The organism is Streptomyces qinglanensis, assembly GCF_900111245.1.
Lineage (GTDB): Bacteria > Actinomycetota > Actinomycetes > Streptomycetales > Streptomycetaceae > Streptomyces > Streptomyces qinglanensis.
Map to the genome: position 1 here is coordinate 676,228 of NZ_FOGO01000001.1, position 21,820 is coordinate 698,047.

Sequence of the window (21,820 nt, forward strand, 5' to 3'; positions counted from 1 at the left end):
CGTCCGAGAACCCGAGAAGTGCCGTCCCAGGAAGCTACGGAGAGAGCCCCCGTGCAGAAACTGCCCGTCGTCGTCGCGATACCGACCAGGAACGAGGCCGAGAACATCGCCAGCACCGTCCGGTCGGTGATCGACCACTTCGCGCACGTCGTCGTGGTCGACTCGGACAGCACGGACGACACTTGCGCGCTCGCCGCCGCGGAGGGCGCCGAGGTGCTGCCCTACGCCTGGGACGGCGGCTATCCGAAGAAGAAGCAGTGGTGCCTGGAGCACGTGCACCCGCAGACCGACTGGATCCTCTTCCTCGACGGCGACGAGACGCCGAGCGCGGAACTGCTGGCCGAACTGCGGCAGCTCTTCACTCCGCCGCCCGGGCACACGCTGCGCCCGGCCGCGTTCGACATCCCGCTCGGCTACTGGTTCGCCGGACGCCGGCTCCGGCACGGGTACACCATCGTCAAGCGGGTGCTGCTGGACCGCACCCGCTGCCGCTTCCCGGAGCCCGACGACCTGGCCGCACCGGGCATGGGCGAGCAGGAGGGCCACTACCAGCCGCTGGCCGACCCGGTGGTCCGGCTGCGCTCCCCCATCGAGCACCGGGACCTGGATCCGGTGCGTACCTGGTTCGAGCGGCACAACCGGTACTCGGACTGGGAGGCGTGGCTGGAGGCGCACCCGGTGGTGCGCGAGCAGATCCGGCAGGCCAAGACCCGGCAGGGCCGGCTCTTCCACCGGGCCCCGCTCAAGCCGCTGGTGTCCTTCGCCTACGCCTACGGCTGGAAGCGGGGCTTCCTCGACGGCCGGGCCGGGCTGGACTACGCGCTGGCGATGAGCTTCTACCGCTGGCAGATCGGGCTCAAGGCCCGCGAGGCGGCCGCCGGGGGGCCGGGCGGGGCCGGAGAGCCGGGAGCGGTCACCGCGGCGTCGGCGCCGGGCGGGCGTGGGCACCGGCCCGCTCCCGCACCTGCCCGTACACCTCCCGCAGGGTGCCGACCACCGCGTCGAGGGTGAAGCTCTCGCGCGCCAACTGCCAGGCGGCCCGCGACGCGGCGGCACCGGCCGCCGCGTCGAGCAGTTCCAGCACGGCGCGGCCGACCCGGGGCCCGTTCTCCGGGTCGTCCGGCGCACTGTCCACCACCCGCCCGGCGCCCGCCGCGGCCACGTCGGGTGCCAGGCCGCTGGTGCGGGTGACGACGACCGGCAGCCCCACCGACAGGGCCTCCAGCACCGAGACGGAGAAGGCGTCCTTGATGGACGGCAGGACATACACCTCGCTCTCCCGCAGCCGCGCGAGCACGCCCGGGTGGTCGAGCGCGCCGACGTACTCCAGCGCGTGCCCGACCCCCAGCGACCGGGCGCGCGCCAGCATCTCGTCGGCCAGTGCGCCGGTGTCCGGCCCGGCCAGCACGAACCGCGCCTCGGGGTACTTCTCCAGCACCGTCGGCATCGCCCCGACGAAGTCCTGCGGGCGCTTGCCCTCCTGCACCCGTGCGCAGTACAGCACCGTCGGCGGCCGGCCCGGTACCCGCCGGGTGCCGCGGGCGGGCTGCGGGGCGACACCGTTGACCAGCCGGTACGCCGGGCCCATCGGCTCCGGCGCCACCACCGCCTCGGTCAACTGCCGCTCCTGCTCGGTGAGGTGGAGCACGGCGTCGGCCTTCCGCAGGACCCGGCGCAGCCCCAGCACGTCCACGGCACGGGCCACCCGCTTCTCGGTGGGGTCGATCATCCCGTGCGTCTGCAGCACCAGGGGACGGCCCAGCGCGGAGGCCAGCAGCGCGACCGGGAGCGTGACCAGGTCGCGCATCAGGTGGACATGGACGACGTCCGCAGAGCGCAGCATGCGCGGCGCCGCCGCCAGCAGCGCCGCCGAGGTGATACCGCTGACCTCGAACCGGGGCAGCAGATGGCGGGCCTGGAAGAGGCGGGCCGGAACGCCGTCCACCGTGCGCGGCAGCCGCCGGTCCGCGGGGAACCCGTCGCCCAGGGCCACCAGGGCCGCCTGGTCGCCGCGCGCCCGCAGCCCGCGGCACAGGTTCAGGGCGACCCGGGTGGGGCCGCCGAAGTCGTGGGTGGGCGTGTGCAACGTGACGATGTGCAGCGCCTTCAACGATGTCCCCTCCCGTGGCCGAGCCAATGATATTAGTCGGTACAGCAGCTTTCGCCCTGGTCTTTCATGGTTTTCCCGGCCTTCGCGGCACCCACGGGTTCCGCGCGTTCCGCCTCCCTCCGTCGCGGGACGGCACCGGACCCGGGAGCGGCGATGAGCACCGGCGCTCGCGCCTCCGCGCCGGGGCAGCGGTTCGCCGCGACGGCGCCCCGCGCTGTGCTGTCCCGGGCGCTGGCCGTCCCGCTGGTGGCGGCACTCGTCGCGGTACTGCCCGCGGCGGTCGCCACCCAGCCCGGACCCGGGCCGCACGACGCCGCCTACTGGCTCCAGTCGGCCACCTGCGCCTACTCCGGCACCCGGCTGGCGGCCATGGTGCTGACCGCGCACCGCCGGCTCATCCAGGGCGCGTTCTGGCTGTTCTGCTACATCGCCATGGGAATCGCACCGCTGGCCCAGACCGTGCTGGACAGCACGCCGACCCCGGTGGTCGGGCCGCGCGCGGACACCGTGCTGGCCTCGGCGCTGGTGCTGGCGGGCCTCGTCGCCTTCGACGTGGGTGCCCTGCTGGCCCGCCACCGGCCGCCGCTGCGCAGCCGGATGCACGAGCACCACCGGCCCGCGGCGGTCGTGCGGCCGCGCAGGCTGTACGCGCTGTGCGTCCTGGCGCTGGCGGGCAGCGGGCTGCTGATCGCCCGGCTGGACGGGCCCGGCGTCTTCTTCAGCAACCGGCAGGAGATCAGCGAGACGCTCGGGGGTACGGAGGCCGCCTCGCAGGCGGGCTCGGCGTTCCTGCGCGGGTTCGGCACCGTACCGGCGCTGCTGGCGCTGCTCTTCCTCACCCGCTGGCTGGTGGTCTCCCGCGCGGCCCGCCGCAGACCGCTGGTCCCGGTGCTGTGGCTGGTGATGCTGGCGCTCAACACCGTCGTCAACAACCCGGTCTCCAACCCGCGGTACTGGTTTCTGACGGTGCTGTTCTCGCTGCTGTTCACCGCCTTCCCGCGCAGCCCGGTGATGTACCGGGCCGCGCTGGCGACCGGGGTGGCGGTGGCCCTGGTGGTGTTCCCGTTCGCGGACCGGTTCCGCTACGAGGAGGGCACCGACCGGCCGCGGCAGGCGACGGACTCGCTGTTGGAGCCGCTGACGATGAAGGACTACGACCAGTCCGGCATGCTCGCCAACACCGTCACCTTCGTCGAGTCGGGCGAGGGCCACAGCTACGGGCACCAACTGGCGGGAACCGCACTGTTCTTCGTGCCGCGCTCGGTGTGGGACGGCAAGCCGCACGACCCGGGCACCCGGGTGGGCACCTGGATGGGGATGCCCTATCCGAACCTCTCCTCGCCGCTGTGGGCGGAGCTGTGGCTGGACTTCGGCCCGCTGGGCATGGCGCTGGGCTTCGCCGCCGTCGGCTACGGCGCCGCCCGCGCGGACCGGCGCTACGCACGGCGTACCGCCGAGGAGGCCGCGGCGGGCCCCCGCCCGTCGAGGCGGCGGGACCGGGCCGGGCCGGGAAACGTGGCGGCGGTGGCGGTGCCGCTGGTCGCCGGCTACAGCTTCATCCTGCTGCGCGGCTCGCTGCTCCAGGCCATGGGCCGGGTGGCCATCGCGGTGCTGTGCCTGCTGTTCGTCACCTCATTCCGGCAGGACCGGCAGGACCGGCAGGACCCACGGGACCGGCAGGACCGCCCGCTCCGGCGGGACCGGCGTCCGGCTCCGCGTCGGGCCGGGCCGCTCCAGGGGCCCGGCCGGGGCCGGGAGCGGGCAGAGCCGGATCGGGCGCGCTGACACCGTCCGGGGCCGCCGCCGTGCGCAGCAGCCGGGCCGCGCGCAGCCAACTGGCCGCCCCCTTCGCCGCGGAGCCCAGGCACAGCCCCCAGGCCGCGCCCAGCACCCCGCCCAGCAGGTAGCCGCCCAGCAGGCAGCAGACGGAGGCGAGGGAGAAGACGAGTTGGAGGGGCAGCGTCGTGCGCGGCCGCAGCACCCGCAGCGTCAGCAGCCCGCAGGTGCCCAGCGCCATCGCCGCGTACTGGCTGCCGGTGGCGGGCAGCAGCCGGGCCGCGGAGGCCCAGGTGTCGCCCAGCAGGGCGCGCCCGTAGCCGTCCGGCAGCAGCAGCAGAACGGTGGTCCACGCGGCGGCGAGCGCGGCGAGCACGCCTCCCGCGGCGGCTGCGGCGCGGGCCGCTCGTCGTCCGCCGCCGGTCCGGTTCAGCAGCGGCGGGCCGAACCCGGTGGCGGCGTTGAACAGCACGTTCATCGGCCCGTAGAGCGTGCCGGCGCCCCGCAGCGCGCCCACGGCCAGCGGATCGGCGAGCAGCCCCAGCCCGATGACGGCCAGTTGGCTGCCCGCGTTGCCCACCCCGAACTCGACGGCGAACCGGCGGCCCAGGTGGTCCCGGCGCAGGCAGCGGGCCGGATCCTGACCCGCGCCCCGGGTGTGCCGCCCCAGCAGCCACAGCGCCACCGCGAGCGCGGGCAGCGCCGAGACCCCCCAGGCCAGCAGCAGCCGCGCCGCACCGGCCCCGGACGGCTGGGCGGCGAGCGCGGGCAGGACGGCCGCCAGCCGCAGCACGTCGGCGAGCAGCGCGTACTGGGGCCGGTGCAGGGTGGCGAAGGCGTAGCGAGTGGTCTCCTGCGTCAGCGCGAGCGGCAGCACCAGCGCCAGCGCGGCCAGCGCGGTGCCGGTCCCGCCGCCGACCGCCCACAGCGCGGGCGCGGCGATCACGGCCGGGGCCGCCGCGGCCAGCGCGGTGAAGGCCACCCCCGAACGGCAGGCCCGCGCCACGCGTTCCGGCGCGCCCTGCTCCAGGACGAGGGCCTGGCCCACATAGGCGACGGTGAGGCCGAGGAGCACGGTGAAGACGGTGTAGACGAGGGAGAACGTGGCGAAGGCGTGCACGTCCGACCGGCGCGCGGCCACCACCAGGACGGCGATGTTCGTCGCCGCCGCCACGCCCTGGTCGGCGACGGAGCAGACCAACGCGGTGCGGGCCCGCGGCCTCCGCCGCTCCGGCTCCCGCGCCGGACCGCCGCCGGGGTGCTGCACCCGGATCCCCTCTCGTCAGCCGCCGGAAGCGCTCAACGGTCCAGCACCCGCAGGCCGACGCCCTCGCGGACGAACTCGGCGGGGTAGGAGCGCGCCGGCAGGCCGCGGTCCGGCGGCGCGGCGGGGCCGGGTGCGCCGCCGCGCCCGGAGTCGCCGCCGGTGCCCTCGGAGTGGAGGAGGGCACCGAGCACGCAGCCGCCCGCGCCGGCGACCAGTTCCCGTACCCGGGCCAGGTCGTCCCGCCGCACCTCGCGCGGGTCGCAGACGAGCAGGACGCAGTCGACCCGGTCGATGAGCGCGATGGCGTCGGCGTACGACAGCACGGCGGGCGCGAGCACCAGCAGCACGGAGTCGCTGTCGTCGGCGTGCCCGATGAGCTGGGTGACGGCCGAGGAGGTGAGCGCACGCGGCACTTTGCTGACGCGGTGTCCGGGCACCAGGTCGAAGACGCCCGACTCGCCCGCGTCGATCGGGACGCGGTGCCCGGCGGGCCAGCCGATCGTGCCGTGGCCGGGCGCCCGGGCCCATCCCCCAGCCTCCGGCCGGGAGGTGCCCCCAGGCCGGACGCCGTCCGCGTGCCGCAGCCGTTCGGTGAGCGAGGGGGTGCGCAGGTCGGCCTCCAGCAGCAGCACCTCCTTGCCCATCTCGGCGAAGGACGCGGACAGGTTCACGGAGGCGGCCAGCGCGGTGTCGATGCTGCCGCGCGGCGGGACGACCAGGACGCGGCGGCGGCGCGCGAAGGTCTCGTCGTAGGCGAGCCGGAAGGCGACCGAGCGGTACTCCTCGGCGAGCCGGCCGCCGGCCAGCAGCGGACGGGAGCGCGCGCGGCGGTCGGCCCGCTTCCCGCGGCGGCGCCCGCGCCCGCGCGGCAGGGTGCCCAGTACCGGGGCGTGCAGGGCGCGCACGACATCGCCGGGGGTGCGGACGGCGGGGTCGAAGACGAGCCGTACCCAGGCGGCGAGGAGGCCGAGGCCGACACCGACGGCGGCACCGAGTCCGAGCATCAGCGGCAGGCCGGGACCGGCGGGCGCGTCGGGCGGCACGGCCTCGGTGACGACGCGGCCCGGGGTGGTGTCCTCGGCGCGCAGGTCGCTGATGCTGCCGTTGAGTTCGGCGATGCGGCTGACGACGGAGGAGTGCGCGGAGAGCGTGCCGTCGAGCGCGCCCTCCCGGCCGGAGGAGGCGATCTCCTCGGCGAGCCGGTCGCGCTCCTTCAGCAGCGGCTCGCGCTGCTTCTCGTAGGAGTCGACCATGCGTGCGGCGCGCGCTTCGGCGTCCTGCTCGCGGTTGCCGAGGTAGGCCGCGGCGAAGGCGTTGGCGCCGCGCGCCGCGGCCCGGGGGCTGTGCGCGGTGTAGGAGAAGCGCAGCATCCGGGTGTCGGGCGGGTTGGTGACCTGGAGGTCGGCGGCGAGCTGCTGGGGGCGGCGCCCGGAGTCCAGGGTGTCCGCGGCGCGTTCGGCGACGACGCTGCTGAGTGCGGTGCGCCGCTCGGAGCCCATGCTGGTCCCGCCGGTGGCCGAGGTGGCGCCGCTGCTGTCGAGGGGCAGCGGGCGGACGGTGATCTCGGTGGTGGCGGTGTAGGAGTCGGCGCCGCTGACGCCGAGCCAGCCGCCGCCCAGGACGCCGAGGGCGATGCCGAGCGCGATCAGCCAGCGGTAGCGCAGGAGCTGGCGGAACTGGTCGCGGAGCAGGTCGGGTTCGTCGTCGGGGTGGACGGCGGGCGCCGGGTCCCGCTCGGCTCCGCCGCCGGAGGTGCCGGGGCCGCTCATGCCGGTCCGCCCTGCTGCCGGACCGCGCCGGCCGCGGCGCCCCGCGGGGAGCCGGGCCGGGTGCGGGGACCGGTGCGGTGGCCGCCGGGTGCGGGGGCCAGGGCGCGGGCCTCTTCGAGCAGCGCGGTCAGCCGGGCCAGCGCCGCGGTGCGCCCCAGACGGCCGGTGGCGTACGCGCGGCCCGCGGCGCCGAGTGCGGCGGCGCGGGCGGGCTCGGCGGCCAGTCGGCGGAGGCCGTCGGCGAGCGCCGCGGGGTCCTCGGGCGGTACCAGGACCCCGGCGCCGGAGCGGCGGACCTCACCGGCGGTGCCGCCGCTCCCGGCGACGGAGGCGAGGACCGGGCGCCCGGCGGCGAAGTAGGAGGTGAGCTTGGAGGGGACGCTCATGTCGAGCACGGAGGCCCGCTGGGTGACGGCCAGCACGTCGGCGGCGGCCAGCACCTCGGGGAAGTCCGCCTCGTCGGCGGGCGGCAGCAGTTCGACGCCGGGCAGCGGGGCCGCCAGCCGGGCGAGGTGGCGGCGCTGGTTGCCGTCGCCCATCAGGACGACGCGTAACCGCTCGCCGCGGAGCAGCCGGGCGGTCTCGATCAGCACGCCCAGGCCCTGTTTGAGGCCCATGTTGCCGGAGTGCAGCAGGACCGTCTCGTCCGGCCGCCAGCCGAGCCGGGAGCGGGTCTCCTCCCGGGGACGGGACGGGGCGGATTTGTGCGTCCAGTTGGGGACGGTGCGGATGCGGGACGCCGGGACGCCCAGCGCGGTGACGCGCTCGGTGAAGCTCTCGTGGATGACGCCCACCAGGGTGGCCGCCGCCAGCACGCGGCGCTCCACGGAGCCGGCGAGGGCGGCTGCCCGGTCGCCGCCGCGGATGCCGCTCTGCGCCGCACCGGCGCCCATCAGGTCCTGTACGACCGGTACGAACGGCACTCCGGCGCGGCGGGCGAGCCGGGCGCCCAGCAGTCCGCCCGCGAGGCTGGGGAGTTGGGCGACGACGGCGTCCGGCGGTCCGCCGAGCCGGGGCGGGGCCAGCAGTCCGTGGGCGAGCACGGACGCCTCGTACAGCGCCCGGCGCGCGGCGGTCTGCCGGGGCGGGACGGTGTGCCTGCGGCGGTGCACCCGGACTCCGCCCCGCTCCTCGGTGGCCCGCCAGACACCCCGGTAGGCGGGGTCCGTACGCCAGGCGGGGTAGTGCGGCATACCGGCCAGGACGTGCACGTCCCAGTCGGGGCGCGCGGCCCAGTGCTCGGCGAGCTGGGCCGCGTAGGGCCCGATGCCGGCCTGCTCGGGTGCGTAGTTGGTGGACACCAGCAGCACCCGGCGTCCGGATGCCCCCTCGCGCAGCCCACCGGGCGCGGTCCCGTCTCCGGGCACCGCGTCGCCGTTCACCATGGATCCCCCCACAGGTCCGCCGCTCGTTCCCCCGGGGCAGCGTAACGCCTGCCGTGCGCGCTTTCGCCGACCTGTGCCTGTTTCCCGGCGGTTGTGGTTGCATGCAGCGGTGCGCGGCGGCCGGGGAGGGCTGCAGCGCGGTCAACGGCATGCGTCCTGGGGGGACTTCACATGACCCACACCGTCGGCTACGCACCCGGCGCCTACGACCTCTTCCACGTCGGCCATCTGAATCTGCTGCGGCACGCCCGCTCGCGGTGCGACTACCTGGTCGCGGGCGTGGTCTCGGACGAGATGGCCGAGCGCGCCAAGGGGCGTCCGCCGGTGATCCCGCTCGTCGAGCGGCTGCAGATCGTCCGCAGTATCCGGTTCGTGGACGCGGCGTTCGTGGAGACGGTGCCGGACAAGCTGGAGACCTGGCAGCAGGTGCGGTTCGACGTGCTGTTCAAGGGGGACGACTGGCGGGGTACGCCGAAGGGCGAGAAGCTGGAGGCCGACTTCCGTACGGTCGGCGTAGAGGTCGTCTACTTCCCGTACACCATGCATACCTCCAGCACTCAGCTCCGGCGCGCACTGGACGCGTTGGCCGCCCCCTCCGGCCCGTCCGCGCCGGTCACCCCGGAGGCGGGGCGGACAGCTCCCGGAACCATTTGACCGCGAACGCGGCGAGGAAGAGCGCGTAACAGGCGAACAGGACGGCGTACCCGGCGCGGAACAGCTCCGGGGCGCCGAGCAGCAGGAAGACGGCGCAGAAGACGCCGTGGTCCACCGGGAGCAGCGCCACGGCCCGCGGCGTCGAGGGCCCCGCCGTGTCCGGCTCCGGCCCCGTACGGTCCGGCCGGGTCCGGAGCTTGTCGGTGAGCAGGCCGCCGAAGAAGATCAGCACCGCCACGAGCTGGAAGCCCAGCGGCAGCAGCAGCCAGCTCTCGTGCGGCAGATCCGCGAAGCGGTAGAAGGAGACCAGTACGGCCGAGTGCAGTGCGGTGATCTTGGCGCAGTCCACCACGTGGTCCAGCCACTCCCCCGCCGGGCTGCCCCCGCCCCGCAGCCGGGCGAGTTGCCCGTCGGCGGAGTCCAGCGCGAAGCCGACGAAGAGCGCGGCCCACACGGCCACTCCCAGCGCCCAGGTCGGCCGCACCAGCGCCACACCCGCCACCCCGGCGAAGCTGCACCCGGCGCTCAGCAGCGTCACCTGGTTCGGGCTGAGCCCGGCGCGGTACGCGGCGGCCGCGAAGACCCTGCCGAGCGGCCGGTTGAGGTACCGCGAATAGAGCGAGACCCCCTTGGCCGTCTTCTGCGCGGCCTGTAACCGGCGCAGTGCGCTGCCGAATGCCGCCGCTTCCGTGGCCTGAACCATGCGTGTCCCCCTCGGTCGTCCTGCCGCGCATACTGGGCCAGGCACCGCGCGGCACGCCAGACCCCGCAGGGTAGGGTGCCTTCGCCGACAGCACCGGGAGGGTGGGAACAGGTGAAGGGGTTGAGGGCTGGCAAGCCCCCGCGCATACCGCTGGCAGCGGCCGTGACGGCCGGAGCACTGCTCGCCTCGCTCACGGGCTGTGTGACCGTGCACGGCGAGAGCGCCGTGGTCCCCGCGCTGAGCGAAGCCGAGGCGGCGAAGGTGCTCACGACCTTCGTGGCGAAGAACAACCGCGCCAACACCGCCTACGACGCCGGGTTGAACGCCCGGATCGAGACGGGTGCCCTCGGCGCCATCGACCAGGCGGGCCTCAAGTCCCGCAAGGAGGTCCGCCCGAAGGGGAACCCGGACTACCAGCCGCTGAAGCTGACCGACACCCGCTATCTGATCCCCGAACAGGCGGGCTGGCCGAAGTTCTTCGTCACCGACTCGCGCAGCAACCGCAAGGGGCAGGGCCGCTGGCTCTTCGTCTTCCAGCGCCAGCGGGCCGACGGGCCGTGGAAGGCGTCCTACCTCTCGGTCGTCGCGCCGGATCAGATCCCCCGCTTCGCACGGGACGAGCACGGCCGGGTGAAGGCCGTGCCGGTGGGCGGCGGCTCCGGACTGACCGTCCCGCCGGACGAACTGAGCAAGCGCTACACCCGCTATCTGCAGGAGGGCGCGGGCGACGACTTCGCCGCCGGACGGCACACGACCGCGCTGCGCGAGAAGCGGGAGAAGGCGCTCGAACGCGAGAACGTGCGCAACGAGTTCGCCGACCGGGCCGCGCAGCCGCCGCAGTACGCACCGTTCGGCCTGCGCACGAAGGACGGCGGGGCACTGGTGTTCTTCACCACCCTCCACCACCACAAGCAGACCCTGCCGCGGGGCTACAAGCCGCAGATCAAGGACCCGCTCGTGAAGGCGATGATGTCGGGCACCCCCAAGCAGTCGGTGACCTTCGTCCGGGTCTCGGAGCAGGCCGTCACCGTTCCGGGCAAGCGGGCGCAGGGGAAGTCCGGCGGCGACTCCGGCGGCAAGGTCGTCTTCCTGAGCCGCATCGAGGGACTGACCGCCGCACGCGGCGAGTGAGCCCGTCCCGCCGGGCCGGGGGCGCCCCGGTCCGGCGGCAGCGCGTGCGGCGCCGCCTTCCGCGGACGGCAGCGCCGCGGACGGCGGGGCGCCGCGGCGGCCGGCGCGCCGGAGGGTGACGGCCGCACCCGGCCACCGGGCCCGCGGGACCACCGGCCGGGACCGGGGCCCCGGCCGGGACGAGGTGTCTCCTGGGCGGTCGGCGCCGGGGCGTCAGCGCACCGGCCAGGGGGTGTGGTCCTCCAGGCCCTCCACCGTCACGGCGTACTCCGCACAGGCGTCGGTGAGGGTCTCCAGCAGGGCCAGGGGCTCGGGGAGCGCGTCCCCCGGCTGCGGGGGGCGCAGCCAGTGGACGCCCTCGGCCGTGTCGGGCAGCCGCGAGGGCGGCAGCAGCACATAGCTGCCCCGGCAGTGCCAGCGCAGGCCGGGGTGCTCCTCCATCGTCTCGGGGTGGCTGTCCAATTCGCAGGGCCACCACTCGTCCTCGTCCTCGGGCGTGCCCCGGGTCTTGGTGAAGAAGAGCATCCGGTCGCCGCCGTGCAGCGCCACCGGACCCAGCTCCGGCTCGGCGCCGGGACCGGCCGCCCGCTCCCGCTCCTCCAGCACCGCCAGCGCCGCATACCCCGCCTCGGCCGGGACGTCCAGCACGTCGTGGGCGCGGCCGGTGGCGGTGATGAAGTTGGCCTCCGGTTCGGCCCGCAGCCAGCGCTCGACCTGGGCGCGGTCGGTGGTGGCCTGGGTCTGCCAGGCGAAGGAGACGGGGTGTCGGCCGGGGGTCGGACAGCCGATCCGCACACAGGAGCAGCCGTACCCGGACGGGTGAGCGGCGGGGGCCAGCGGGAACCCGGCCCCGGCGGCCGCGAGCAGGAGCGTTTCGCGGTCCCGGGCCGCTTCCGCCGCGGCAGTCGGCCGGTTGCCCCGGCCGCCCCGGCGCCGGCCCCCGGCGCCGCGGCCCTGGGCCGGGGAGCCGGTGCCGGACGGCTCGGTCGTGCCGTGCTCGGCCCGGCGGCGCAGCCATCGGGCGATCCTGCTCTCGCGTTCCATCTACCGCCTCACTCCGCGACCGGGAACCATGAACTCCGAGGGTACGCAGCCCCGCGGCGCGCTGAGGCGGATTCCACGGATCGCCGATGTTCCCCCTTCCATCCTGCTCCTCCCGGTGGCGGCTCCGGCAGCCGGGGTCGGACGTCACCCGGCGGGGCGCCACCCGGCCGGACGCGCTGCCCGGCAGTCCGTCCGCTCCGCACCTAGTTTGGGATCATGGCGACAAAGGCGGCTTTTGCTCCGATGGTCTCGTTGTTCACCCTGGCTCTCGTCGCGGCACCGTCCGCACCGGCCGCCTCGGCCGGCCGCACCGGCCCCTCGGCTCCCGAGCAGACAGTCAGCCGCCCGGTGGCACCGCGGCTCTCCCGGCTGTCCGGCACCACTGTCACGGCACACCGCGGCGGCGCCCTGGAAGTCCCGGAGAACAGCATGCAGGGGATGGCCGCGACCCGGCGGCGCGGCTACGCACACGTCCTGGACGCCGACATCCGCCGACTGCGCGACGGCACGCTGGTGGCGATGCACGACGACACCCTGGACCGCACCACCGACCAGCACGGCAGGGTCGGCGCACTCGACTGGAAGGCGTGGCAGAAGGTGCGCCTGACGCCGAGGAGCAGCCTGCCGGGGCAGTGGCGGCCGGAACGCCCTCCGGCCGCGCGGGAGATCCTCGACCGGTTCGGCGGGGACATCCTGCTGATGCTGGAGCTGAAGGACCCCGAGGGGCTGCCGCGGCTCGCCCGGCTGATCCGCGAGCGGCATCTGACCCACTCGGTCCTGGTGGAGTCCAACGATCCGCAGGTCGCCGCCGCCGCGCACAGGGAGGGGCTGCTGACGGCGGTGTGGCGTTCGGCACGCCAGGCGGCCGGCGACCGGCCCGAGCGCTGGAAGGACTACGTGACGATGCTCAGCGTCGACCACCGGGCCGCGGCCGGGGACGTGCGCAGGGCCGTGCGCTCGGGGATCACCTACGTCTGGTCGCACACGGTCAACACCCGCGCGGCCCGGGACCGGATGCTGAAGCTGGGCTGCGAGGGCATCGTCACCGACCGGCCGGGCAGCCTGGCACCCACCGGGGTGGAGCCGTAGCGGCGGCGGGTGCCGGGCCGGGAGACCGGCGGCGGGAGTTCCGTCCGCCGTGCGGTCCCCGGTGTCGCGCGGGGTTCAGTCCGCCGCGGACCGCGGGGTGAGCGCGCGCAGGACGAGCTCGACCAGCCCGTCGGTGAACGCGTGGGTCAGCGGGCCGGTGCGGTTGAGCCAGCGCTGCTGGAAGGGGCCGAGCAGCAGCTCGACGGCGAGGTCGGGATCCACGGCGGGGTCGATCTGCCCGGCCCGCTGCGCGGCGCGCAGCCGCTCCGCGTACAGCTTCCGGCCGGGCTCCCGGAGCCGGACGGCGAACTGCTCGGCCAGCTCGGGGTCGGCGGCCGAGGCGACGGCCAGCGCGCGGTAGGGCGCCTCGAACCCGGCGTCGGAGAACTCGTCCGCGGTGGCCCGCAGCACCGCCTTGAGGTCGGCCTCGAGGTCTCCGGTGTCGGGCAGTCCGCTGCCGTGCTCCTCGCTGTGGACCAGGTCGGTGAACGCCTCCAGCAGCACGGCCGCCTTGGAGGGCCACCAGCGGTAGATGGTCTGCTTGCCGACGCCGGCCCGCGCCGCGATCGCCTCGATGGTCAGCCTGGGGTACCCGACCTCGCCGACCAGTTCGACACTGGCCCGCAGGATCGCGGTGCGGGAGTGCGCGCTGCGCCGGGAGACGTCGGGATTCTTCGGGGTCGCGGAGGGCATGCCCCGAATCTAGCAGCGCTTCGAGACGAGACGAACCGTCTTGACAGGGCGGAGCGTCCCGCTCATCCTTTCCTCCGAGGCGAGACGGTACGTCTCGCCTCGATCAGGGTCCGGCACGAGGAGAGGAGACGCTCATGAGCAAGGGACGCGGCGGAAGGATGCTCGGGGTCGGCGGGGTCCGCAGCCACCTGTCCCGCAGCCGGCTCCGCGGCTCCGGGGGCGGCCCAGGCGCTCCCGCGGGCGGGAACGACCCGCAGGCCCGGAAGCGCGAACTGCTGCGCAGGCTCCGGGAGTCCCGCATGTGACCCGCCCGCCGCCGGGCACTCACACGTACTTGACCGGCAATCCACACGAACAGGCTCCTCAGGGAGCACCATGGGCGCACCGCATCACGCACGTTCCCTGAGGAGCCTGAGATGTACGCAACCCGTCGCTATCTGATGTGTCCTCCGTCCCACTTCCGCGTCACCTACTCCATCAACCCCTGGATGGACCCCGGCAAGCCCGTGGACCTGCCCCTCGCGCTCGCCCAGTGGGAGGCGCTCCGCGACCGCTACCGGGCCCTCGGGCACACCGTCGAACTCCTCGACCCGGTACCGGAACTGCCCGACATGGTGTATGCCGCCAACGGTGCGACCGTCGTCGGCGGCCGCGTGCTCGGCGCCCGGTTCGCGCACCCCGAACGCGCCGGGGAGGCGGCCGCACACCGCGACTGGTACCGCGCGCACGGCTTCGGGGACGTCACCGAACCCGCGCACATCAACGAGGGCGAGGGCGACTTCGCCGTCACCGCCTCCTGGCTGCTGGCCGGGCGCGGGTTCCGCAGCAGTCCGCTCTCCCACGGCGAGGCCCAGGAGTTCTTCGGGCGCCCGGTCATCGGCCTCGACCTGGTGGACCCGCGCTACTACCACCTCGACACCGCGCTGTGCGTGCTGGACCCCGAGGCGGAGGACGTGATGTACCACCCCGCGGCCTTCTCCCCCGGGAGCCGGGCCGTGCTCGCGCGGCTGTTCCCCGACGCGCTGCTCGCCGAGGAGTCCGACGCGCTCGCCCTCGGCCTCAACGCCGTCAGCGACGGGCGGCACGTCTTCCTGCCCGAGGCCGCCACCGGCCTCTTCGCACCCCTGCGGGACCGGGGCTACGAACCCGTGCCGGTGGACCTGACCGAACTGCTCAAGGGCGGCGGCAGCGTCAAGTGCGTCACCGCCGAACTGCGGTCCTAGCCGGCTCCGGAAGCCCCGGCCGGTCCCGGGCGGCCCCGGGCGCCCACGGGTCGTCCCGGCCGGGGACGGCGGAACCGTAGCGTGCGGTCACCACGGGTCGCCCCAGGCGGCCTTGCGGGCCGCGCGGTAATCGGCGCCCGCCCGCTTGGTGACGGGACGGCGGTGCACGGCACCGCCGTCCTCGCACAGGTCCAGCAGCACCTGCCCCTTGCGGAGCTGCGGCCTGCGGACGATCCGGGCGCCCGCGGGGGCGCCCGGCACCGTCTCCCGCACCGCCGCCACGTAGCTGAACTTCTCGTCCTCGTACGGCAACTCGCCGCCCTTCACCCGGCGGTGCAGCGAGGAGCGGGCGACCCGCACCGCGAAGTGGCACCAGTCCTGGCCGGGCACCAGCGGGCAGGCCCCGTCGTGCGGGCACGGCGCCAGCACCCGCAGCCCCGCCCCCAGCAGCGCGTCCCGCGCCGCGCGGATCCGCAGATAGCCCTCCGGGGTCCCGGGCTCCACCAGCACCACGGCGCCCCGGGCCGCGCCGGCCGCCGCGTCCACCACGGCGTGCCGGTCCGCCTCGGCGAGCTCCCCCAGCACGTAGGAGACCGTCACCAGATCGGCGGACGCCGGCTCCGGCAAGCCGCCACCCGCCGCACCGCCGCCGCCGCGCAGCGAGCCGCGGCGCCACTCGGCCCCGCGCAGCGCCTCCACTCCGGACGCCAGCTCGCGGCCCAGCGCGAGAGCCGGCTCCGCCCAGTCGAGGACGACCGTCGTACGGGCCGCCCGGTCGGCCCGCCACACGCGCTCCGCCGCCCACACCGCGGCGCCCGTGCCACCGCCCACGTCCAGGTGGCTGCCGGGGGTCCAGTCCCCGGCGCGCTCGGCCAGCTCGGCCAGCGCGGCGGAGGCGGCGGCGAAGGTGGCGGGCATCCGGTAGGCGGCGTAGGCGGCCGCGTCGGTGGCGTCCCGCAGCACGGGGGCACCGGTGGGGGTCTCCCCGCGGTAGTGGGCGATCAGCCGCTCGACGGCGCCCGACGCCTGCCGCGCGGGCAGCCCGTCCAGCGCTGCGGCGAGCGCGCCGCGCAGTTCTTGCTCGATCACTCCACCAGTGTAGGAAGTCCGCCGTCGGTCACCGGGGGCGCCGGCGCCGTGCGGTGACCGACGGCCCGGCGCTCACCGCACGGCGCGGGCCAGCAGGGTGGCCGCCGCGGCGCGCGGCGCGCTGTCGGGGGGCCTGCGTACCGGATGGACGGTGTTGGCGAGAAGCACCAGGAAGGTGTCCGTCACCGGGTCGAGCACCAGGCTGGTCCCGGTGAAGCCGGTGTGCCCGGCGGCCCGGGAGCCGGGCCCGGCGAGTTCGCCCATGAACCAGGGGGCGCCCGTGTGGAAGCCGAGACCGGGCGGTTCCAGGAGCTGGGCGGCCGAGGCGGGCGCCAGGATGCGGGCGGGCCCGTAGGAGCCGCCCGACAGCAGGGTGCGGCACAGGACCGCGAGATCGCGGGCGGTGGAGAAGAGCCCGGCGTGCCCGGCCACCCCGCCCATGGCATAGGCGTTCTCGTCGTGGACCCGGCCGTGGACGAGTCCCCGGTTGAGCTTGGCCCACGGTCTTCGCATGTCCTCGGTCGCGGCGATCCGGGTGCGCCAGGTGCGGGGCGGGTTGAAGCGGGTGTGGCGCATCCCGAGCGGTGTGGTGATGCCCTCCCGCACCAGGACGTCCAGCGTCCGGCCCGTCACCTGGTACAGCACGCTCTCCAGCAGCAGCAGGTTGAGGTCGGAGTACAGGTGGGTCGAGCCGGGCTCGGTCAGCGGCTTCTCGGCCCACAGCAGCTCCGGGTGCTCGGCGGTGTTGTGCTCGTAGAAGGGCAGCTCGGCACGGAGCCCGGAGGTGTGGGTGAGCAGGTGGCGGACGGTGATGCCGTGGTCGGTGACCGGCGCGGCACCCGCCTGGAGGTGGTCGGCGACGAGCGCGTCCAGTGCGAGCGCGCCCCGCTCGACCTGCTGGACGGCGGCGACGGCGGTGAACAGCTTGGTGAGCGAGGCGAGGTCGAAGACCGTGTCCACCCGCATGGGCAGCCACTCCTCCCGCGGCAGCTCGACCGGGAGCCCGGCGGCGGGATCCCAGGCGGCGTACCGCAGCGCCCAGCCGGTGGCGTGCTCCAGCGCGACGCAGGGCCCGCGGCCGGCCAGCACGACGGCGCCGGCGCACCAGCCCGCGGCCGGTAGTGCGTCGGTGCTGTCGGCCAGTGCGGCCAGCCGTCCGTGGTCGAGCCCGGCCCTCTCCCGGAAGCGGCGCCGCGCCTCGGCACCGTCCAGGGAGGCCACGCTCCTCAGTCTCGTACGCGCCATGGGCGGCAGAGTGCCACGAAGGCGAGAGCGGCGAGGGTGACGGCACCGAACTGGACCAGCGCCATGGGCACGGCGGTCTGCTCGCCCGCCACGCCGACCAGCGGGGAGGCGACGGCGCCGACGAGGAACTGCGAGGTGCCCAGCAGCGCCGAGGCCGAGCCCGCCGCGTGCGGGGTCCGCATCAGGGCCTGGGAGTTGGCGTTCGGCATGATCAGCCCCATCCCGGACATCAGCACGCACAGCGCGGTGGCCAGCGGCGCCAGCCCCACGTGCCCGAACACGCCGGTGGTCATCACCAGCAGCGCCACGGTCGCGGCGCCGACCATGCACAGCCCGAAGGCGAGCACCCGGTCCAGGGACACCCGGCCGACCAGGACCTTCCCGTTGAGCTGCCCGAAGGCGACCAGCCCGATGGAGTTGACCATGAACAGCAGGCTGAAGGTCTGCGGCGAGGCGCCGTAGATCTCCTGGACGACGAACGGCGAGGCCGCGACGTAGGAGAACAGCGCCGCGAACGCGAGGCTGGAGGCGAGCAGGTACCCGCTGAAGACCCGGTCGGCGAGCAGTCCGCGCATAGTGCGCAGCGCGTCCGGCAGCCCGCCCTTGTGCCGGCGTGCGGCCGGCAGTGTCTCGGGCAGTTTGCGCAGCACGACGAGGACGAGCAGCAGACCGATCCCGGCCAGGATGCAGAAGACCCCGCGCCAGTCGGTGAAGCGCAGCACCTGGGCGCCCAGGACGGGGGCGAGGACCGGTGCGGTGCCGGAGATCAGCATGAGGGTGGAGAAGAACCGCGCCATGGCCAGCCCGTCGTACAGGTCGCGGACCACGGCGCGGGCGATCACCACCCCGGCGGCGCCCGCGAGTCCCTGGGCGAGCCGGAAGCCGGTGAGGGTGGCGGCGGTGGGGGCCAGCGCACAGGCGAGGCTCGCCAGGATGTAGCAGCCCATGCCGACCAGCAGCGGGCGGCGCCGGCCGAAACGGTCGCTCATCGGACCCGCGACGAGCTGGCCCACGGCCAGCCCGACGAGGCAGGCGGTGAGGGTGAGCTGGGCGCCGGCGGCGGGGATGTGGAGCGCTCCGCCGACCTCCGGGAGGGCCGGGAGGTACATGTCGATGGAGAGGGGCGGGAGCGCGGTCAGTCCGCCGAGGATGAGGGTGAGCAGCAGCCCGGCGCGACGGCGGCGGGTCAGTTCGGGAGCGGCGGCCGCGGCGGTGGCCGACCCGGTGGCGGTGCCGGATGCGGCGGCGGGCCGCGCGGCGGTGGCGGACCCGGGGACGTCGGCCTGCGCGGTGGCGGATCCGGAGACGTCGGCCTGCGCGGCGGTGGCGGATCCGGAGGCGTCGGGCTCCGCACCTCCGGACACGGCGCCTTCGGACTCCGGGCCTTCGGGAATCGCGGCCGGGCCGGGGACGGATTCGGTGACGGTGCGGGCCGCCGGGACAGCGAGTGCGTCCGGGGCGGTGGCGGACGCGGCTTCCCGGGCGGTGCGGCTGCTGCGGGCGGACGGCCCTCCGGGCTGCGGGTGGTGCGGCTGCTGCGGGTGGTGCCGGTGCTGCGGGGTGTCGGCGGGTACGGCGGCCGGTTGCTGGGGGCCGGTCTTGGTCATGCACCTCTCCAGGAGATTGTCACGGACCCGAACATTCTCCCAGGAATTCCGGTACGGGCCCACACGTTTGTTCCCCCTCCCGGGCGCCTCCCGGGTGCGGAGACCGGATCGCCGCGCAGCCGGGGCCGCCCGCCGGGCAGGCCCGCGTACGCTGCGCCCATGACGCGCGAGAACCACCCGACCCACGGGGCACACGAGGCGGCACAGGCGGGCGACGCACCGGGCTCCCGGACCGCCGAGCGGGCCGTGCCGACCGCCGAGAGGCCCGCCGAGAGGGTGCCCCGGACCGCCGGCACGGCCGTGGTGACCGGAGCGGGCTCCGGAATCGGCCGGGCCGTCGCCCTCACCCTCGCCGACGCCGGCTGGACGGTCGTACTCGCGGGCCGCCGCCGGGGCTCGCTGGAGCAGACCGCACAGCTCGCCGGGGGAGCCGCCACCCGGTGCGTCCCCGCGGACGTCACCGACCCGGCCGCCGTCACCGCGCTGTTCGACTCCGTACGGGAGCACGAGGGCCGACTCGACCTGCTGTTCAACAACGCGGGCACGTTCGGTCCCGCCGTACCGCTGGCGGACCTCTCCTTCGAGGACTGGCGCGCGGTCGTGGACGTCAACCTGCACGGCGCCTTCCTCTGCGCCCAGGCCGCCTTCCGGCTGATGAAGGACCAGCAGCCGCGCGGCGGCCGGATCATCAACAACGGCTCGATCTCCGCCCACACCCCGCGGCCCGGCTCGATCGCCTACACCGCCACCAAGCACGCGATGACGGGCCTCACCAAGTCCCTGTCCCTGGACGGCCGCGCCCACGACGTCGCCTGCGGTCAGATCGACATCGGCAACGCCGCCACCGAGATGACGGCCGCCATGTCCCAGGGCGTCCCCCAGGCCGACGGGAACCGTGCCCCGGAGCCGACCATGAACGCCGACGACGTGGCACGCACCGTCCTGCACATGGCCTCCCTGCCGCTGGAGGCCAACGTCCAGTTCGCCACCGTGCTGGCCACGAAGATGCCGTACATCGGCCGGGGCTGAGCGGCTTCCGGGACCGGGCTTCGGCACCGCGGGCCCGCGCCGGGAGACGTACCGCCGGGGCCGGGCCGCGCGGAGGCGAGCGTGCGCGGTCGTTCCTCCGGTGCCCGCCGTCGTTCCTCCGGCGCCCGCCGGTGCCGTCCGGGGTGTGGCCATCGGCCGCCGGGGCCGGGAGACTCGGCGCGCAGCGACCCCCGAAGGAGCCCGCACGTGACCGACCCCGCGCCCCCGCCGGAGAACTTCGCCGGCTACCAGAACGAGATATACCTGCACGGCCTCGAGGACCGGGTACCGCCCTTCACCACGGACGCGACCCGGCTCGGCGCCTCGGCCCGCACCCGGTTGGACGCGGGCGCCTTCGGCTACGTCGCCGGAGCCGCGGGCTCGGGTGCCACCCACCGCGCCAACCGCGAGGCGTTCGACCACTACCGCCTCGTCCCGCGCATGCTCACCGACGCCACCGACCGCGACCTGCGGACGCGGGTACTGGGCACCTCCATGCCCGCACCGGTCGTCCTCGCCCCGGTCGGCGTCCAGTCGATCCTGCACCCGGACGGCGAACCGGCGACGGCCCGTGCCGCCGCCTCGCTCGGCCTGACGGCGACCCTGTCCACCGCCTCGTCCTACTCGCTCGAAGAGGTGGCCGAGGCAGGCGGAAGCGCTCCGCGCTGGTTCCAGCTCTACTGGCCGAACGACGACGAGGTGTGCGTCAGCATCCTGCGGCGGGCGCGCGACGCCGGCTACAGCACGCTGGTCGTCACGCTCGACACCTGGACGCTGGCCTGGCGCCCGCAGGACCTGGACCAGGCGTATCTGCCGTTCATCCGCGGGGTCGGCACCGCGATCCCGTTCTCGGACCCGGTCTTCCGGGCGGGCCTGGACCGGCCCCCGGAGGAGGACCTGGGCGCCGCGGTGCTGCGGTGGGTCCCGATGTTCACGGGGACCGACACCTCATGGGACCGGCTGCCGTTCCTGCGGCAGCACTGGGACGGTCCGATCGCCCTCAAAGGCATCCAGCACCCCGACGACGCCCGCCGGGCCGCCGACGCGGGCATGGACGGCGTGGTCGTCTCCAACCACGGCGGACGCCAGGTCGACGGCGCCATGGCCTCCCTCGACGCGCTCCCGGGCGTGGTCCGGGCGGTCGAGGGCACCGGGCTGGAGGTCCTGTTCGACTCCGGCGTCCGCACCGGCTCCGACGCCCTCAAGGCGCTCGCGCTCGGCGCCCGCGCGGTCCTGCTCGGCCGGCCGTTCGCCTACGGGCTGGCCCACGGCGGCGAGGACGGCGTCCGGCACGTGCTGCGCTCGTTCCTCGCCGACCTGCACCTCACCCTGGGCCTGTCCGGCCACCGCACGCCGGACGACCTGACCCCGGACGACCTCTGGCACCGCTGACCCGGCGCCGAGCCCGCGGCGCCGAGCCCGCGGGGCAGCCGGGGGACGACTGCGGTGTGCCCGGCCGCCCTCCCCGCCGGGCACCCGCACCGCTCCCGGCCCGGCGGCGGGTACGATGGAGCACACGGCGGACGAGCCGGCCGGGCGGCCGCGTCGGGGGTGCCCAGCACCCTCGCCGAGGAACGTCCGGGCTCCACAGGGCAGGATGGTGGGTAACGCCCACCCGGGGTGACCCGCGGGACAGTGCCACAGAAAGCAGACCGCCGGGCCCGTCTTCGGACGGCAGTCCGGTAAGGGTGAAACGGTGGTGTAAGAGACCACCAGCGCCCAGGGTGACCTGGGCGGCTCGGTAAACCCCATCCGGAGCAAGGTCAAGAGGGGCCGCGAAGCGGCCCTGCGCGGATGTTCGAGGGCGACCCGTCCGAGTCCGCGGGTGGACCGCACGAGGCCGGTGGCGACACCGGTCCCAGATGGATGGCCGCCACCCCGGCCGCCGCGAGGCGGCCGAGGCCACAGAACCCGGCGTACAGGCCGGCTCGTCCGCCCCTTCACGGGGCTTTCCCCTGAGGAGGGCCTCTGACCTGCGACGGAGGCCCTTCCCGGCCTTTCAGACG

The 21,820-nt window shown here is 75.3% G+C and carries 18 protein-coding genes, 1 other RNA gene and 1 pseudogene; 10 read left to right on the forward strand and 10 right to left on the reverse strand.

Features of this window, described 5'->3' with window-relative positions:
• The first annotated feature begins 51 nt into the window (after positions 1 to 51).
• Positions 52 to 1,011, forward strand: coding sequence for a glycosyltransferase family 2 protein (locus BMX65_RS02905; RefSeq protein ID WP_074998480.1), 960 nt, complete (start codon positions 52 to 54; stop codon positions 1,009 to 1,011).
• On the opposite strand, the gene BMX65_RS02910 is transcribed toward BMX65_RS02905, so the two are convergent.
• On the reverse strand, positions 914 to 2,110 hold the full coding sequence (locus tag BMX65_RS02910) for a glycosyltransferase (protein ID WP_074998481.1): 1,197 nt from the start codon (positions 2,108 to 2,110) through the stop codon (positions 914 to 916). The genes BMX65_RS02905 and BMX65_RS02910 overlap by 98 nt on opposite strands.
• A gap of 153 nt (positions 2,111 to 2,263) precedes the next feature.
• On the opposite strand from BMX65_RS02910, the pseudogene BMX65_RS02915 reads away from it, so the two are divergent.
• Positions 2,264 to 3,775: pseudogene (locus BMX65_RS02915) on the forward strand (O-antigen polymerase); the annotation flags it as partial.
• Here BMX65_RS02915 and BMX65_RS02920 read toward each other — a convergent pair.
• The 3 genes from BMX65_RS02920 to BMX65_RS02930 are packed head-to-tail and all read right to left on the reverse strand — an operon-like array spanning position 3,738 to position 8,226.
• A complete protein-coding gene (locus tag BMX65_RS02920; RefSeq protein WP_079171657.1) occupies positions 3,738 to 5,153 on the reverse strand; it encodes an MATE family efflux transporter in 1,416 nt (471 codons plus the stop codon). The pseudogene BMX65_RS02915 and the gene BMX65_RS02920 sit on opposite strands and share 38 nt — an antisense overlap.
• 32 nt (positions 5,154 to 5,185) lie before the next feature.
• Entirely contained in the window at positions 5,186 to 6,922 is a 1,737-nt protein-coding gene (locus BMX65_RS02925) for a lipopolysaccharide biosynthesis protein (protein WP_079171658.1), read from the reverse strand.
• Positions 6,919 to 8,226 (reverse strand): glycosyltransferase family 4 protein, encoded by a 1,308-nt coding sequence (locus BMX65_RS02930; protein WP_079171685.1) that lies wholly within the window; start codon positions 8,224 to 8,226, stop codon positions 6,919 to 6,921. Before BMX65_RS02930 ends, BMX65_RS02925 begins: the two co-directional genes overlap by 4 nt.
• A 252-nt stretch (positions 8,227 to 8,478) precedes the next feature.
• On the opposite strand from BMX65_RS02930, the gene BMX65_RS02935 reads away from it, so the two are divergent.
• Complete coding sequence (locus BMX65_RS02935; protein ID WP_074998485.1) at positions 8,479 to 8,961, forward strand: FAD synthase family protein; 483 nt, start codon at positions 8,479 to 8,481, stop codon at positions 8,959 to 8,961.
• Here BMX65_RS02935 and BMX65_RS02940 read toward each other — a convergent pair.
• Positions 8,921 to 9,664, reverse strand: coding sequence for a CDP-alcohol phosphatidyltransferase family protein (locus BMX65_RS02940; protein ID WP_074998486.1), 744 nt, complete (start codon positions 9,662 to 9,664; stop codon positions 8,921 to 8,923). The two genes, BMX65_RS02935 and BMX65_RS02940, sit on opposite strands and share 41 nt — an antisense overlap.
• Positions 9,665 to 9,784: 120 nt before the next feature.
• Here BMX65_RS02940 and BMX65_RS02945 point away from each other — a divergent pair, with 120 nt between their 5' ends.
• Positions 9,785 to 10,795, forward strand: a complete 1,011-nt coding sequence (locus BMX65_RS02945) for an SCO2278 family lipoprotein (protein ID WP_476756064.1) — start codon at positions 9,785 to 9,787, stop codon at positions 10,793 to 10,795.
• Positions 10,796 to 11,008: 213 nt separating this feature from the next.
• Here BMX65_RS02945 and BMX65_RS02950 read toward each other — a convergent pair whose 3' ends face one another.
• Positions 11,009 to 11,839 carry a bifunctional DNA primase/polymerase gene (locus BMX65_RS02950; RefSeq protein ID WP_074998487.1) on the reverse strand — a complete coding sequence of 277 codons (831 nt, stop codon included), beginning with the start codon at positions 11,837 to 11,839 and terminating at the stop codon, positions 11,009 to 11,011.
• Positions 11,840 to 12,055: 216 nt separating this feature from the next.
• Between BMX65_RS02950 and BMX65_RS02955 the strand changes: the two genes are divergently transcribed.
• Positions 12,056 to 12,928 (forward strand): glycerophosphodiester phosphodiesterase, encoded by an 873-nt coding sequence (locus BMX65_RS02955; RefSeq protein WP_074998488.1) that lies wholly within the window; start codon positions 12,056 to 12,058, stop codon positions 12,926 to 12,928.
• 75 nt (positions 12,929 to 13,003) lie between these two features.
• On the opposite strand, the gene BMX65_RS02960 is transcribed toward BMX65_RS02955, so the two are convergent.
• Positions 13,004 to 13,621: a TetR/AcrR family transcriptional regulator gene (locus BMX65_RS02960; RefSeq protein WP_074998489.1), complete on the reverse strand. Its 618-nt coding sequence runs from the start codon at positions 13,619 to 13,621 to the stop codon at positions 13,004 to 13,006.
• Between the two features lie 134 nt (positions 13,622 to 13,755).
• Here BMX65_RS02960 and BMX65_RS32675 point away from each other — a divergent pair, with 134 nt between their 5' ends.
• Both BMX65_RS32675 and ddaH read left to right on the forward strand, forming a co-directional pair.
• Complete coding sequence (locus BMX65_RS32675) at positions 13,756 to 13,926, forward strand: DUF6243 family protein (RefSeq protein WP_177214175.1); 171 nt, start codon at positions 13,756 to 13,758, stop codon at positions 13,924 to 13,926.
• Positions 13,927 to 14,037: 111 nt separating this feature from the next.
• On the forward strand, positions 14,038 to 14,844 hold the full coding sequence (ddaH, locus tag BMX65_RS02965) for a dimethylargininase (protein ID WP_074998490.1): 807 nt from the start codon (positions 14,038 to 14,040) through the stop codon (positions 14,842 to 14,844).
• A gap of 87 nt (positions 14,845 to 14,931) precedes the next feature.
• Here the strand turns inward: ddaH and BMX65_RS02970 are convergent, their stop codons facing one another.
• From BMX65_RS02970 to BMX65_RS02980, 3 genes are all read right to left on the reverse strand, one after another.
• On the reverse strand, positions 14,932 to 15,933 hold the full coding sequence (locus BMX65_RS02970) for a small ribosomal subunit Rsm22 family protein (protein WP_074998491.1): 1,002 nt from the start codon (positions 15,931 to 15,933) through the stop codon (positions 14,932 to 14,934).
• A gap of 72 nt (positions 15,934 to 16,005) precedes the next feature.
• Positions 16,006 to 17,178 carry a serine hydrolase domain-containing protein gene (locus BMX65_RS02975; RefSeq protein WP_239501804.1) on the reverse strand — a complete coding sequence of 391 codons (1,173 nt, stop codon included), beginning with the start codon at positions 17,176 to 17,178 and terminating at the stop codon, positions 16,006 to 16,008.
• Positions 17,160 to 18,785 carry a multidrug effflux MFS transporter gene (locus tag BMX65_RS02980; protein ID WP_074998493.1) on the reverse strand — a complete coding sequence of 542 codons (1,626 nt, stop codon included), beginning with the start codon at positions 18,783 to 18,785 and terminating at the stop codon, positions 17,160 to 17,162. The genes BMX65_RS02975 and BMX65_RS02980 overlap by 19 nt, the downstream gene beginning before the upstream one ends.
• Before the next feature lie 159 nt (positions 18,786 to 18,944).
• Here BMX65_RS02980 and BMX65_RS02985 point away from each other — a divergent pair, with 159 nt between their 5' ends.
• From BMX65_RS02985 to rnpB, 3 genes are all read left to right on the forward strand, one after another.
• Positions 18,945 to 19,814: an SDR family oxidoreductase gene (locus BMX65_RS02985; protein ID WP_107437374.1), complete on the forward strand. Its 870-nt coding sequence runs from the start codon at positions 18,945 to 18,947 to the stop codon at positions 19,812 to 19,814.
• A gap of 207 nt (positions 19,815 to 20,021) precedes the next feature.
• On the forward strand, positions 20,022 to 21,206 hold the full coding sequence (locus BMX65_RS02990; RefSeq protein WP_074998494.1) for a lactate 2-monooxygenase: 1,185 nt from the start codon (positions 20,022 to 20,024) through the stop codon (positions 21,204 to 21,206).
• A 132-nt stretch (positions 21,207 to 21,338) separates the two neighbouring features.
• Positions 21,339 to 21,749, forward strand: an RNA gene (gene rnpB / locus BMX65_RS02995) — RNase P RNA component class A.
• Positions 21,750 to 21,820 lie beyond the last annotated feature (71 nt).

Bases quoted from the DNA above. Each gene is read 5' to 3' on its own strand.
- BMX65_RS02925 (WP_079171658.1), bottom strand. From the start codon at position 6,922: ATGAGCGGCCCCGGCACCTCCGGCGGCGGAGCCGAGCGGGACCCGGCG.
- BMX65_RS02980 (WP_074998493.1), bottom strand. From the start codon at position 18,785: ATGACCAAGACCGGCCCCCAGCAACCGGCCGCCGTACCCGCCGACACC.
- ddaH (WP_074998490.1), top strand. From the start codon at position 14,038: ATGTACGCAACCCGTCGCTATCTGATGTGTCCTCCGTCCCACTTCCGC.
- BMX65_RS02955 (WP_074998488.1), top strand. From the start codon at position 12,056: ATGGCGACAAAGGCGGCTTTTGCTCCGATGGTCTCGTTGTTCACCCTG.
- BMX65_RS32675 (WP_177214175.1), top strand. From the start codon at position 13,756: ATGAGCAAGGGACGCGGCGGAAGGATGCTCGGGGTCGGCGGGGTCCGC.
- BMX65_RS02975 (WP_239501804.1), bottom strand. From the start codon at position 17,178: ATGGCGCGTACGAGACTGAGGAGCGTGGCCTCCCTGGACGGTGCCGAG.
- BMX65_RS02985 (WP_107437374.1), top strand. From the start codon at position 18,945: ATGACGCGCGAGAACCACCCGACCCACGGGGCACACGAGGCGGCACAG.
- BMX65_RS02960 (WP_074998489.1), bottom strand. From the start codon at position 13,621: ATGCCCTCCGCGACCCCGAAGAATCCCGACGTCTCCCGGCGCAGCGCG.
- BMX65_RS02950 (WP_074998487.1), bottom strand. From the start codon at position 11,839: ATGGAACGCGAGAGCAGGATCGCCCGATGGCTGCGCCGCCGGGCCGAG.
- BMX65_RS02935 (WP_074998485.1), top strand. From the start codon at position 8,479: ATGACCCACACCGTCGGCTACGCACCCGGCGCCTACGACCTCTTCCAC.
- BMX65_RS02940 (WP_074998486.1), bottom strand. From the start codon at position 9,664: ATGGTTCAGGCCACGGAAGCGGCGGCATTCGGCAGCGCACTGCGCCGG.